This window comes from Bacteroidia bacterium (assembly GCA_041391665.1).
Lineage (GTDB): Bacteria > Bacteroidota > Bacteroidia > J057 > J057 > JAGQVA01.
In genome coordinates, this window is sequence record JAWKNO010000002.1 from 570439 (window position 1) to 583543 (window position 13105).

Below are 13105 nucleotides of genomic sequence, written 5' to 3' on the forward strand. Positions count from 1 at the left end.
GAAATAAGGTTCAATATTAACGAAAAGATTGGTTCACAGGTAGTTTTTATGCCTGGGAACGAATAATCTCCTGCACGCCGTCCGTAATACTCGTAATGTATATACCTGGTTTTATGCCAAATTTTGCCTCATACTGACTGCTCAGCTCCTCTGCCACCGTTTCTGCATAAGCAGATGGTACAAGGTTGAGGGTACATCCCCCAAATCCGCCTCCCATCATTCTTGCGCCCATTACTTCAGGATTGTCGCGGGTTAGTTCTACGAGAAAATCAAGTTCGGGACAACTTACCTCATAAAGATGCTGCAGTCCTTCATGGGACTTATACAATAATTCGCCTACGCGTGCCAATTTTCCCTGGCTTAATGCTTCACAGGTTTTAATTACCCGGTCATTTTCTTCAACGACATAGCTGCATCTTTTGAAAACAACGGGATCCATCTGGTCTTCATGTGCTGCCAGCATATCTGCATTTACATCGCGGAGACTGTGAACGTGAGGGAAGGTGTTTCGAATTATTGCTACTCCCGCTTCGCATTCTTTTCGGCGGGTATTATATTCAGAATTAGAAAGTGAATGAGTAACCCGGGTATCACAAAGTAGAATTTTGTGCGCACGCATGTCAAAGGGAAAATATTCGTAATCCAACGTCCTGCAATCCAGCCTGACTACATGGTTGGCTTTGCCAAAAGTACTGGCAAACTGATCCATTATGCCACATTGAACCCCGGGGAAAGTATGTTCGGCCTTTTGTGCCATCTTTACCAAATCCATCCGGGAAATATTCAGATCAAATATCAGACTGAGTGCATAACCTATACCACATTCTACTGCCGCAGAAGAGGAAAGCCCGGCTCCAACCGGAATATTACCACCAAATACACAATCAAAACCACCTACTGCATAACCGTTGAGTTGAAACTGGTGGACGACCCCCAGCAGGTAGTTGGCCCATGATACAGAAACCGGTTGAAGGTCGTGAAGTTCTGTCTCATACTCATCTTTGAGATCCATTGCAATGATCCGGCAACGGGTCGTATGATTGGGTGCCACAGCAAATACGATTCCTTTGTCAATGGCTGCAGGGAGCACAAACCCTTCATTGTAGTCGGTATGTTCTCCAATCAGATTGATTCTTCCCGGAGCGATAACCAGGGTAGGGGTATGGTGAAAGTGTTTTTGAAAAGTCTCCAGGATTGTCTGATGCATAAATACGACTAAGTTAAATAGGGGCTATATGTTTATTTTCTATAAATCCTTCTACTGTACCAATATTGACATCGGCTACCCTGATCTTTGTCCATCCGCCAATCTCATCGAGAAGATCTACTTTTACCCCTTCGTGCAGGATTAGCAGATCTGTACGGCCCGAAGGGGCATTTTTTACATATACATTGGGCGAAAGGATAATGCCCAGATGACTGTGTTGCTCCTTGAGATTCCGATTGAGGCTGATAGTCAAAGCAGCGAGAGACAAAACCACAAAAAATATTCCACTAAAAAAAGTAACTCTCTTTACAATGGGTGAATATAGAAAAAGAAAAGCTCCTCCTAAGGTAGCTGCTGCAAATAAAAGTGCAATCGCCAGCCATGCCCATTGCCCGGATGAAAATGAAAGTATGAAATTCCGTATTTTTTCGGTTATCGCAAAACCCGGGATGGGTTTTATATTATCCTTTACGCGAAGGTTGGCCAGTTGAAGGTTTACCCTTGCGTCTTCAAACCTCGGGTTTATTTCCAATGCCCGTTCATAATTAAGTACTGCAAGGGCTGTATGTTGGAGTTTATAGTGGGCATTTCCCAGGTTGAGATATAGTTTTGCAGATTCAAATCCCTGGTTTATTACAGAATCATAAAGCTGTACTGCGCCTGAATAGTCTTCATTTATATATGCTTCATTACCCTGTTTAAAGAGATGCTCCGCTTCCTGAGCGAATGCGCTACTGGTAAGCAGCAGGATAACAGCGATAAAAATGCATAATCTTTTCATGTCTTTGTATTGCAGTTAGTGGTATTATTTTCCTGTAATACCCTCAATTTCAGCGATTAATTTTAGCGCCTGGTCATAAGTGCCCTGCATTCCACCTCCGGCGGATGAGGGGGCAAACAGTGCCATTTCACTGGTATCGAGCAAATCGGTGAGCTGTCCGATCAGCGACTCCGGTACGTTGCCGGCCAGCAGTTTCTCTTTGATCGTCTCACGGGTAAGTTCTGACTGACTGATCGTAAGCTTATCGCTGACATAGCCCCATATTGCCCGTGTAATTTCTTTATAAAATGATTTTTCTTCTCCGGCAGCCAGAAATTTTTGCGCGGCTGTCAATCGTTTTTTCGCCATTTGGCTGGCTTTTTTCCTACGGGTACCATCCTGGTCAGCGGCCGCGTTTCGCTGGTTTTTCCTTACAAAAATCAATATCCCGAATATTGCCAATGGCAGAAAGTAAAGGGCGAAAAAGGGGAGAGAGGCGGCAAAGGTCTGCCCTTTTTTCCGAAGGGAATAATCATCTGTTTGGATATACCGGATATCCTGGCCAATGAGTTCCATATCTTCTTTACTCATATTGGAAGTGCTGATTTCCGGACGTTGTGCCTCTCCGGTAACGGTGAGCGTATATTCCGGTGAGCGATGCGTAACGTAATCTTTTTTCTTTGTATCAAAATAGCTGAAAGTAACTTCCGGTAACCGGTATACACCGGGGTTTCGGGGAACAATCAGGTAGTCAAAACTGCGCCTGCCACTGACGGTACCTGTGTTTTTGACAATAGACTCATCGACTTTGGGGTCGAAAACGTCAAAGTCAGGGGGGAATTCCAGGCGGGGTTCCCGAAAATTTTTGATATTTCCCTGTCCGGAATACTTTATCCGGAATGTAACGGCATCGCCGGTTTTTACTTCGGGTTTGTCCAATGTTACTTCCATATCCAGTACCCCCACCATACCGCTGAAATCGGCTGGTTTTCCTGCTGCGGGTAAGCTATTTACCTGTACAGGAACTGGTGCATTGGCAAAAGTATAGGGGTAGTTTTCGTAGGTTTCAAAAAATGAATCGAAAATACTTCTTCGCTGTTTGGGTTGGGCCTGTACCTGTACCACACATGAAAGCGTCATGGGGTCAATGGTCAGTTTACCGGCTCTTTGGGGAAACAGAATATCTTTTTTTATAATCCGTGTTTGGTACTGAATCCCGTCGATAATCTCGTTTTGAGCAGGAGCGCCTTTGAGTTCTACATTTTCCACCCAAAAACCTTCATATTTTGGTGGCTCTTCGGGGATAAGATTTAATGCCCGGATTCGCTCATACAATTTATATGTCACAGTCAGTTGTTCGCCCATATATACCTCCCGGTCGCTGACAATGGCCCGCAGAAAAATGTAATCTTTTAGCTGGGCTTCCAGGCTTTGATCTTTTCGCTGGGTTTCTGTATTGCCTCCGGCTGTATTGGGGTTTCCGGAAGATCCGGCTGCGGAAACCTCCATCTGGATAGGCTGGGAAGAAAGTTTCTGACCATTGACAACGATTGTTGCGGGGCCGATGGTGATTTTGCCTTCCTTTTTGGGTCGAATATAAAAGGAATACGTAATGGATTGTGTCGTATTTCCATTGATAAACTGCATACTGGTGGAGGTGTTTGGGCCACCCAGTACCTGAAAACCATCAAAAGAAGGGTATTCTATTCCTTGTGGTTGCGCATTATCCAGCTTAAATGAAACCTGAAAGGTCTCATCCAAAGCGACTTTATTCTTGCTGACAAAAGCGCTAAATGCCTGTCCGTATAACCATCCGGAACTGAGTGCAAATATCGATATCAACAAATAAATCCGTTTCATATGCTTTATGCCCTGCTGGTTTGAATGATTTTTGAAAAAATGGCGGCAAGTTCGTTGGAAGCACGTATGAGCTGATCGCGCCTTTGTATGAGCATCGGATCGCCCTGAATATCAATCAGATTCAGCCAGTACTGCGTGGTTTTTGTTTCCTGCACGCAGTTTTTTATATAAGTCAGAGAATCATTTCGATTGGTTGCTTCTGTGGCTCCTATATAATTGGCGCCGATTGCACCTGAAGTTTTGATCAACTGTTTAAGATCTTCCACATTGGAGACGGTCATTGGGATTACTTTCCCAAGTTCACGCACAGCCTGAGCGAATTTCAGTGTGTGATCGTAGATTTGCTGATTTATGTCTCCCTGATTCATAAACGTTGACGGAGTTAGGTTAAAGATAGATTACCAATCCTTTTCTACTTTTTTCTTGTTAGCCGGGACTTTCTTTTTTTGCAGATCCTGTTGAAGTTTTTCTTCCTGAAATTCAAGTGCTTCCAGCATTTTCTCTATTTGTTCCGGCGACATTTGCTGTTGTTTGGGCTGTTGCGCCTCGCTTTTATTGTCCTGTTGATCTTTCTGATCCTGATTTTGTTGCTGGTCCTGATTTTGGTCTTGTTTCTGATCTTGCTGATCCTGTTTTTGCTGATCCTGTTTGTCTTTTTGGTCCTGGTCTTTCTTATCGTCCTGCTTCTGATCCTGGTTTTGTTTCTGTTGTTGTTCTCTCAGCATCTGTTGCGCATAGGCGAGATTGTATTTGGTTTCCTCGTCATCAGGTTTTTCCCTCAGGGCTCTTTTATAGGCATCAATGCTCTCTTTAAATTTATTGTCCTTTAGCAGCGCATTTCCCAGATTGTGAAACGCCTGAGACTTTTCACCAGAATTTTCGGCCATGCTCGCCGCTTTTTCAAACTCATAAGCGGCTTCGGAAAATTTGCCTTGCTGGTAATAAGCATTTCCCAAATTGTACACTGCACGTGAATTTTCTTTTTTAGCTTCTAATGCTTTTTTGTAGGCCTGCTCTGACAATGCATAATTTTTGTCTTCATACGCTTTATTCCCTGCTCGTACATCTGCTTTTCCCGGTTCTGAAAATAGCTGCGCATAGGTAGGGACTACCAGGATCAAGAGAAAAAATATCAGATAAATGCGTTTCATATTTCCCAAATTTGAGTGTCCGGTTATTCTCTGAAAATACGCCAGTCAGAGAAAATTCTGCTTCGGCTTTCTGAGATAAAATATTCTAGCAAAAGAAAAAGTATCCCGATGCCCAGGAATAGCTGAAAGTAGTCATCATAATCTGTAAACTCCTGATCTTCAAACTCTTTCTTTTCCATTCCCGCCAACTCATCCAAAAAAGCTTTCACTTCTGTGGTTCCCTGTGTAAGCTGGAAATACCTTCCTTTTCCAGCTGCAGCTACTTCTCTGAGCATTTCGACATTGAGTTTTGAAAAAACAATTCCCCCCTCCTTATCTCTTTTGTAGTCTTCCATTCCATTTTTCATCTCAGGGATTGGGGCACCTCTGGTGGTACCAATCCCCATAGTGTGCACAACCAGTCCTTGTGATGCGGCTTCCTCGGCGGCTTCAAGTGCATCTCCTTCATGATTTTCACCGTCAGAGATGATAAGCATGGTTTTAAATTGTGTCTGCCCTTCCGGGAAAGATTTTGCAGCTAACCGGATTGCCTCACCAATGGCAGTTCCCTGGGTCGGTGCGAGGTCTGTGCTAACTGTTTTTAACAGAGATTTTGCCGCGCGATAGTCGGAGGTAAGCGGTACCTGGAGATAGGCATTTCCGGCAAAAATAATCATTCCAACCCGGTCCCCTGCAAGTTTATCGATAAGTCGTGATACAAATTGTTTGGATTTTGCCAGGCGGGAAGGCTTTTCATCTTCAGCCAGCATACTTTTGGAGATATCGAGGGCAATAATCAGGTCAACGCCTTCTCTTTTTATTTTTTTGGGTGTTTCGGACAACTGCGGATTGGCGAGTGCAAAAACGAGAAAAATCAGAGAGAGGCAGGCGAGCGCAAACTTGATCTGGTGTTTCCATGTAGGACTTGCCGGCATAAGCCTGGCAACCAAAGATGCATCACCCATTCGGGCAATAGCTTTTTTTCTGCCAAACCAGAATACCCCAAATATTACTGCCATGGGAATGAGCAGAAATAAAAGGTACAGAGCCTCGGGATGTTCAAATCTACTTGCCATATTTCTTAAGGGATACTTCTGACAACACTATATCGAAGGACCATTTCCAGTAGAAACAGAAGGCCCCCAATGATGAGAAACCAATAAAATTCCTCTGTATAGTTGGTAAGACGTGTAACTTCGATACGAGTTTTTTCGAGACGATCGATTTCCTGATAGACATTACCCAAAGCGGCATTACTGGTAGCCTGGAAATATTTCCCTCCGGTTCTGGCCGCAATTTCTTTCAGTAATTCTTCATCGATCCGCACTTCCTGTTGCTGGTACTGGGTATTGCCAAAGAAGTCCTGCACTTTAAAGGGTGCCATGCCATTTTTCCCCACGCCGATAGTATAGACACGGATCCCATACTCCTGAGCTGCCGTGACGGCGGTGAGCGGATCTATAAACCCACTATTATTGACGCCGTCTGTAAGCAGAATGATAACTTTACTTTTTGCTTCACTTTCTTTGAGACGGATCACAGCGGTAGCCAGTCCCATTCCGATCGCCGTTCCCTGTTCTATAATACCGGTTCTTACTGTTTTTAGCATATCCAGCAATACCGGGTGATCGATAGTAAGCGGGCATTGGGTGAAACTTTCTCCTGCAAATACGACGAGTCCGATTCGATCATTTTTGCGGCCTTCAATAAATTCTTTAGCTTTTTGTTTGGCTGCTCCCAGTCGGTCTGGCTCAAAATCAAGCGCTTCCATACTTCCTGATATGTCCAGCGCGATGACAATGTCAATACCTTCTGTATTGATTTCTTCTTCGCTCATGCTTGACTGTGGGCGAGCCAGGGCAATAATAAAGGCACTTACTCCCAGTACGCGCAGCACAAAAAGGTATTTTTTGATAAACCCTCTTACAGGACGGGCATGCGCTTTTACTCCTTCAAGAATGGGCAGTCGCAGGGTAGGGTATAGGTACCGGTACCGCCATATTTGCCACAAAATCATCAGCACAGGGATGATCAGCAGGAGAAAAATCCACGGATTGGCAAAAGTGATTTTGTTCCAAAAGCTGGTCATGGGTTAAGATCGGTTACCGGTTCTGAATCAGGTGTTTTTTCGGTTTGAGCAGGCGTCTCCTGCCATGGGATGGTGTCTTTCACAAAGTTTCGGATCGTTTCCATTGCCTCCATATTTTCACCGGATGCAGGTTTTGCTTTGGCAAATTTTACAAGATCTGCGGTTGTGAGTAAATCGTCAATTTGTCTGACCTGTATAGGTTTCAGGGCAGGTAACTGGCGAAGGCTGCTGATAATTTCATTGGTCGTGTACTCCAGCGCCATAATATGAAATTTGTTTTCCAGATATTCCCTGAATATATCTGTCAGTTCGCTGTAATAATCTTTGATAAGCTCCTTCTGCCAGAGTCTCTTTTCTTCAAGTATCGCCAGTTTTCGCATGGCGATTTCGTGGGCGGGAACTGTAGGCACGACTGTGATATTTTCTTGTGGCAGAGGTTTCGGTCTGTTTTTGATTTTTCTAATGACAAACCAGATAATCGCTGCAAGCAAAAGGGCGATTAACAGATAGGGCAAAACTTCGCGAAAGCTAAGAGGTGCACCGCGAATATCTTTGATAGGTTTAATTTCTGCAGTTGTGTCAACCGCAACAGTCTTCACTTCCAAAGGCAAAGCATTGGTAAAGGTTGCCTTCTGCGCCGGATCCGTTTTGGTATGATAATAAATGTCTATGGGGGCAATTCTATAGCTGCCTGAATCAAAAGATGTGAGGGTAAAGTGCTGAACCTGAGTTACTTGTTTGTCATCAGGATTGGGTAATGAATCTACCCGTGTGAAACTCAGCATTTCAAAGCCTTCGATACTGTCTATAACGGGCCATTGCAGGAGAATATCAGGTGTATGGCGCACCGTAAGTGACAGATGAATCTGGTCGCCGATCTGCATTTCCGTAGTATCAGCGCTCAGACGGGCTTCGATTTGTTGTGCAGATAGTCTGAACAGCAATGAGAGCAAAAACAAAGCCGAGGCGGTCGTATATTTCAGGTTTTTGATCTTTTCCATAAGTCAACCCGCAAATATACCGTTTATTGAATGCTTTGGTTGTTAATGTTTTGTTAAAGTTGGCAACTATTCAGGAAATAAGCGGGGAGATATCTGAAAAATATCGGATGGCTTGAGAGAGTTCATTCAGGAAATTGTCGAAGTCGGATGGTTTGTATAAGTAGGCGTTGGCTCCGGCTTCGTAGGCAAATATGATATCTTTTTGGCTTTGAGACATAGAGAGAATCAACACGGGGATTGGCGCATATATACCTTTTTTCACAAACCGGGTAAAATCAATACCATTTTCACCCGGAATCCCAATATCAACGATCATAAGATCAAATGAAATCTCTTCCAGATAAGCTCTGGCTTCCTCGGTATTCTTTGCCCAGGTTAACAGAACCTTTTTTTCGATACCGAGGTCCTCCAGTGCATATCGAAAGAGACCCGCGTGACTCGTAGAGTCTTCCACTAAGAGGATGTGCATGCTTGGAAATTTGGTTTTATCCAACAAAATAAGTAAATAAATATTTGAAAATCCAGTAAGAAAAATATGCGCAAATATATCTGCATTGCTCTGATAAAAAATATCAGAGTAATGAGAATAATTTGGCAAAATGTTACGCGAGAAAATCTATTATAACAGCTTATCTAACAGGGATTTATCCCGGGATATGACAGTTTCGTGTTTGTGAAATTCAAAGAAAGGGCTTAGGCTGATACATTCGGAAATATTGGAAAAAGATTGTATTCCTTCCGGGGTAATGGCATATACAGGTCCAAACTCCTGTACACTCATTAAAACTTTCAGTGCATACTCAATGGCTTCCACACGGTTTGTTACCTCCGGTAACCCCTGGTCAGCAATCAGCTTATCCATATCATTCCACAACTGGTGGCTTAAGCGGAAAGAACTTGCTCTTTTAATATATGAATCCTCAATTAAAAAGTCAGGCTGATCCGGTAGGGGATAACCATCCACGATACGCATTTTCCCATCATAACCCAATTCCTGCACATGCTGCCAGATTTCCTGGGCCGTGCCAAACTTATTGAACCGGGGATCTTTGTTGTTTACGAGCTGATATAAGTTCATTGTTTGGGTCAAAAATTATTTCGACGGGTAAAATTTACATATAAAAATGCAAACTATCACTATTTGTGTTACAAAATTTGTGTTACGTTTTTAAATTTATTTGCGTAATACAAAAATGTAATATATAATTGTATGTAATATTTGTGATTGGCCGCGGTAAACAATGGTAATCACGGACATTAAACTTCCTATTCACTTAATTAATTTTTGAAATGATGAAAAGAGTAATCCAGATCTCCCTTTTTCTTTTTTTAGGGATTGGTTCCCAGTCAGCCTACGCGGGTGTTTGCCAAAATCTGGCGACCAACGCCATAAGCCGGATTCCTTCTGGCGATGAAACGCCAAAGGATAAGAAAGAAAAGCCGGCGGCAAACCCTGCACCGGCAGCACAACCCAATTCTTCTATGGTAAAGGGAAATGAAGATCCCAAGCCTCCGCTTCAGCCGGCAAAGCCAGCGACGCCAGCAAAGGCCAGTCCCACCCAGGGCCTTTCTTTCACCAATCCTTCGGAGAAGGAAATGGAAGAAAGACGGTGTCTGTTGATGATTCCGTTTATCATTGAAGTGGACTAACCTATGTCCTGAGCAAACGGCTTATTTCCGCTTTTCTCTTCTGCTAAACAGGTTCATAAGCGCCTGGATGTAAGAGTCTTTGGTATTAATACTCAGAAAATCTGCTCCAGACCGCATAAAAATTTCACGGGTGCGGTTGAGATTTTCCTGATACCATTTGTCATAACTCATCCGGGTCGCTTTATGGGCCGTATCAAGCCAGATCGATTCTCCTGTTTCTGCATCTTTTACCCTCGCGAGTCCAATGTCGGGCAGGTGTGCTTCGTGATCGTCAAAAATATGTAACCCAACCACGTCATGACGTCTTTTCGCAATACTCAGGGCATCCTGGTAGGCCGCACCGGTATTCATATAGTCTGAGAGAATAAAGACCACACTCCGCTTTTTCAACATATTGGTCAGATGCCGGAGTACTTCGGCCAGATCTGTCCCGCTTCCCTCAGGATGTGTGTCGATCAACTCCCGTATAATGCGGAGGATGTGATTTTTGCCTTTTTTCGGGGGGATATATTTTTCTATTCTGTCGGTAAAAAACATCACGCCGACTTTGTCATTGTTATTGATGGCAGAGAATGCGAGTACGGCGCAGATTTCAGCCATTATATCCGCTTTCATTTGCGCTACCTGTTCACGGTTCATCTGTGTACCAAACATGGTCGAACCACTGATATCCACCAGCATCATAACGGCGATTTCCCGTTCTTCTTCGAAGACTTTAATATGGGGATTTTCAAATCGCGCAGTGACATTCCAGTCGATATTTCGTACATCATCTCCATACTGGTAGGCCCGCACTTCACTAAAAGACATACCGCGCCCTTTGAACGCACTGTGATACCCTCCGGAGAATATTTGATTGGAAAGGCCTCGGGTTTTAATCTCAATTTTTCGGACCTTCTTCAACAGTTCTGTGGTCCGGTCACTACTCTGATTCTCTTTTGTACTCATGGCGTAAATATAAAAAAATGCTGAAAAAAGCGGAAATTCCATAAGGATCACGCAAATTGTCTGCGGGTATCCCCAAAATTATGCGAAAACTAAAATTAGAAGAACTCAACAGGCTTTCCCTCGATGAATTTCACGAGGCCGAGAAACAACCCGTTACGGTTATCCTCGACAATATACGAAGTATGCACAATGTGGGTGCGGTTTTCCGCACGGCGGATGCTTTTCTGATCGAAAAAGTTATTCTTTGCGGTATTACCCCGATTCCTCCCCATCGTGAAATTCGCAAAACAGCCATTGGGGCAGAAGAAAGTGTAAGCTGGGAATATCAGCCGAATATTGTATCCGTTGTTGCTTCCCTGAAAGCGGAAGGCTATAAAATCTTTTCTGTTGAACAAACTGACCAGAGCATTCCTCTCAATCAGTTTTTGCCCTCCTATGAAAAATGCGCGGTTGTATTTGGCAATGAGGTAGAAGGGGTGAGTCAGGAAATTGTCGATATTTCAGATGTTTCTGTCGAAATTCCTCAGTTTGGAACCAAACATAGTCTGAATGTATCGGTTGCCGCCGGTATTGTTCTCTACAAGCTTACGATAGAAACCGGCCGTTAATATCGTTCAGATAAATCGCGCGGCTTCTTCCGGACTGGGCAGGCGGCAGGATTCTCTTTTCCCAAACCACCGGTAACGGTTTTTGGCAATAATTCTATAAACAAAATCCCTGATAAAAGCCGGGATGATGATAAACCCGTAACACAGATTCCACGGAAATATCAACTTCCTTGCGATACGCAAGGCGGCAGCAGATTCTTTATAGAGTTTCCCATTTTCATAGAGATAAACGGTGCCTACTTCTTCGGTGGGTTCTCCTGCCTCAGTAAGAATTTTCTGGCCGGCTTCTGACTGATTGGCCGTGAATCTGAATACACCCTGCCGATCTCTGTCCATGATGAAGTTTACAGAAGCATTACAAAAATTACAGACTCCGTCAAATATGATCACCTGCATGGTCGCATTTTTTAATAGGTAATATCAAAGGCCAGTACATCTTCAATAAATTCGCGTACACAGCCTTCTCCGCCCTTCCTGGTTAATACGACATCAGCTATACTTTTGATTTGTCTTGCGGAATCTGCCGGGCAGGCTGAGAGGGAAACTTTTTTCATTAAAGACAGGTCATTGAGATCATCGCCCAGATAGGCCATATTTTCAAATCCGATGCCTGTCTGAGAAATCCAGCGGGCAGCTACTTCTGTTTTCGGTTCCCTTCCTGCATGTACAAACTGCACCCCAATTGCTTCGGCTCGTGCCTGAATGACTTTATCCGCAGAACCGGAACTGATAAAGCCAAAATTCATGCCGTGTCGTGTGATGGCGCGATGAATGGCCAATCCGTCTTTTACATTAAATCGCTTAATCTGATCTCCGGTTTGGTTGTAGTACATTCCTCCGTCTGTCATCGTACCATCCACGTCCAGAAGAATAAACCTTATTTTTTTTCCTGCGATAGTTTGCTCGAACATACCGATATCGCGTTTTAATAAGTGATCAACCGGTAAGTTAAGCTTGTCCGAGATTTCAATCAGTGTATCAAAATCCGGCTCAGCTTTGCCCAGTTCGTATTTGCGGAGGGTATCCTCCCAAATACCCATTTCCTGGGCAAAGCTGGCCGTAGTCTGGTTTTTCCTGGCTCGAATATGACGAAGGTTTTTTCCGAAAAAAGACACAGTTTTTAGTTTGATTTGGCGGTCAAATTTCGGCTTTTCAGATCAACCGTCCAAACTATAAAATAGCGCTGATTACAGGTTTTAGTAAATATCCGCCATTTCCCTGCTCTACTACTGATTTTTCAGCATCAAAGTCCAGGGTGACATTGGTAAGACTGTCCTGAACCATGATTTTGTTGAATTTAATTTTTATCCCTGAGGACATGCCCGATGGAACTTTCAGAGGATAAATTACACTATCAACCATAATGCTATTGTTGGGACCCAGAAGAAGTCTGACTTCCTGAATTTCGCCAGGAGGCAGCGTGTCATTGACAATCAGCGTGTCCTGACCAGCCTGATATTGGAGGAGGTCATAAACACCTGCATAAGTGAAAAGTGGGACAAAACCCGAGCTGGCTTTGGTTTTTACCGATACCTGAAGAAGATCGATATTTACCTGATCTACATTCGTGGGATTGTCTGTAAGCCGGATTTGCAAATAGGATTTTCCGTCTTCTTCTGAATCATAAAAATCATCCTCTCCAAATTCACAGGAAAAAGTTGCGAAAAGGACCAAGAGCATAGTAAACAGTACGGTTTTTTGTTTCATTTGAATTGTGTAAAGATAAACTTAGGGTAATTCAAGAACTATTTTGAAGAAAACACAAATTGGAGAAATTTATTATAAAAGATAATACCAAAGGCGAATCAATTCGTTATTTGCCTGCTAGGTTTACTTTTCCATTTTTTCTATT

General features: G+C 43.5%; 16 protein-coding genes. 2 read left to right on the forward strand and 14 right to left on the reverse strand.

Annotation, left to right across the window (positions count from 1 at the left end; all coding sequences use genetic code 11):
- Positions 1-46: 46 nt before the first annotated feature.
- From galK to R3D00_14015, 10 genes are all read right to left on the reverse strand, one after another.
- On the reverse strand, positions 47-1207 hold the full coding sequence (gene galK / locus R3D00_13970; GenBank protein ID MEZ4774287.1) for a galactokinase: 1161 nt from the start codon (positions 1205-1207) through the stop codon (positions 47-49).
- Between the two features lie 13 nt (positions 1208-1220).
- Positions 1221-1988 (reverse strand): tetratricopeptide repeat protein, encoded by a 768-nt coding sequence (locus tag R3D00_13975; GenBank protein ID MEZ4774288.1) that lies wholly within the window; start codon positions 1986-1988, stop codon positions 1221-1223.
- Positions 1989-2012: 24 nt separating this feature from the next.
- Positions 2013-3827 (reverse strand): BatD family protein, encoded by a 1815-nt coding sequence (locus R3D00_13980; GenBank protein MEZ4774289.1) that lies wholly within the window; start codon positions 3825-3827, stop codon positions 2013-2015.
- Positions 3828-3832: 5 nt separating this feature from the next.
- Positions 3833-4195, reverse strand: coding sequence for a four helix bundle protein (locus tag R3D00_13985; protein MEZ4774290.1), 363 nt, complete (start codon positions 4193-4195; stop codon positions 3833-3835).
- Between the two features lie 30 nt (positions 4196-4225).
- Positions 4226-4978 carry a tetratricopeptide repeat protein gene (locus tag R3D00_13990; protein ID MEZ4774291.1) on the reverse strand — a complete coding sequence of 251 codons (753 nt, stop codon included), beginning with the start codon at positions 4976-4978 and terminating at the stop codon, positions 4226-4228.
- Positions 4979-5001: 23 nt separating this feature from the next.
- Positions 5002-6033 (reverse strand): VWA domain-containing protein, encoded by a 1032-nt coding sequence (locus R3D00_13995; GenBank protein ID MEZ4774292.1) that lies wholly within the window; start codon positions 6031-6033, stop codon positions 5002-5004.
- Positions 6034-6038: 5 nt separating this feature from the next.
- Positions 6039-7046: a VWA domain-containing protein gene (locus R3D00_14000; protein MEZ4774293.1), complete on the reverse strand. Its 1008-nt coding sequence runs from the start codon at positions 7044-7046 to the stop codon at positions 6039-6041.
- On the reverse strand, positions 7043-8047 hold the full coding sequence (locus R3D00_14005; protein ID MEZ4774294.1) for a hypothetical protein: 1005 nt from the start codon (positions 8045-8047) through the stop codon (positions 7043-7045). The genes R3D00_14000 and R3D00_14005 overlap by 4 nt, the downstream gene beginning before the upstream one ends.
- 70 nt (positions 8048-8117) lie before the next feature.
- Complete coding sequence (locus tag R3D00_14010; protein MEZ4774295.1) at positions 8118-8516, reverse strand: response regulator; 399 nt, start codon at positions 8514-8516, stop codon at positions 8118-8120.
- Positions 8517-8666: 150 nt separating this feature from the next.
- Positions 8667-9125 (reverse strand): hypothetical protein, encoded by a 459-nt coding sequence (locus R3D00_14015; GenBank protein ID MEZ4774296.1) that lies wholly within the window; start codon positions 9123-9125, stop codon positions 8667-8669.
- Positions 9126-9337: 212 nt separating this feature from the next.
- Between R3D00_14015 and R3D00_14020 the strand changes: the two genes are divergently transcribed.
- The gene (locus R3D00_14020; GenBank protein ID MEZ4774297.1) at positions 9338-9697 is read left to right on the forward strand and encodes a hypothetical protein; all 360 of its coding nucleotides are present in this window, start codon (positions 9338-9340) and stop codon (positions 9695-9697) included.
- A 21-nt stretch (positions 9698-9718) separates the two neighbouring features.
- Here the strand turns inward: R3D00_14020 and R3D00_14025 are convergent, their stop codons facing one another.
- Positions 9719-10645, reverse strand: a complete 927-nt coding sequence (locus R3D00_14025; GenBank protein MEZ4774298.1) for a DUF58 domain-containing protein — start codon at positions 10643-10645, stop codon at positions 9719-9721.
- 80 nt (positions 10646-10725) lie between these two features.
- On the opposite strand from R3D00_14025, the gene R3D00_14030 reads away from it, so the two are divergent.
- The gene (locus R3D00_14030; GenBank protein MEZ4774299.1) at positions 10726-11253 is read left to right on the forward strand and encodes an RNA methyltransferase; all 528 of its coding nucleotides are present in this window, start codon (positions 10726-10728) and stop codon (positions 11251-11253) included.
- A 6-nt stretch (positions 11254-11259) separates the two neighbouring features.
- Here R3D00_14030 and R3D00_14035 read toward each other — a convergent pair whose 3' ends face one another.
- From R3D00_14035 to R3D00_14045, 3 genes are read right to left on the reverse strand one after another with little or no spacing between them, the layout of a single operon-like run.
- The gene (locus tag R3D00_14035) at positions 11260-11649 is read right to left on the reverse strand and encodes a thiol-disulfide oxidoreductase DCC family protein (protein MEZ4774300.1); all 390 of its coding nucleotides are present in this window, start codon (positions 11647-11649) and stop codon (positions 11260-11262) included.
- Between the two features lie 11 nt (positions 11650-11660).
- Positions 11661-12368, reverse strand: a complete 708-nt coding sequence (locus R3D00_14040; protein MEZ4774301.1) for an HAD hydrolase family protein — start codon at positions 12366-12368, stop codon at positions 11661-11663.
- A 55-nt stretch (positions 12369-12423) separates the two neighbouring features.
- Complete coding sequence (locus R3D00_14045) at positions 12424-12933, reverse strand: DUF4382 domain-containing protein (protein ID MEZ4774302.1); 510 nt, start codon at positions 12931-12933, stop codon at positions 12424-12426.
- Between the last annotated feature and the right edge of the window lie 172 nt (positions 12934-13105).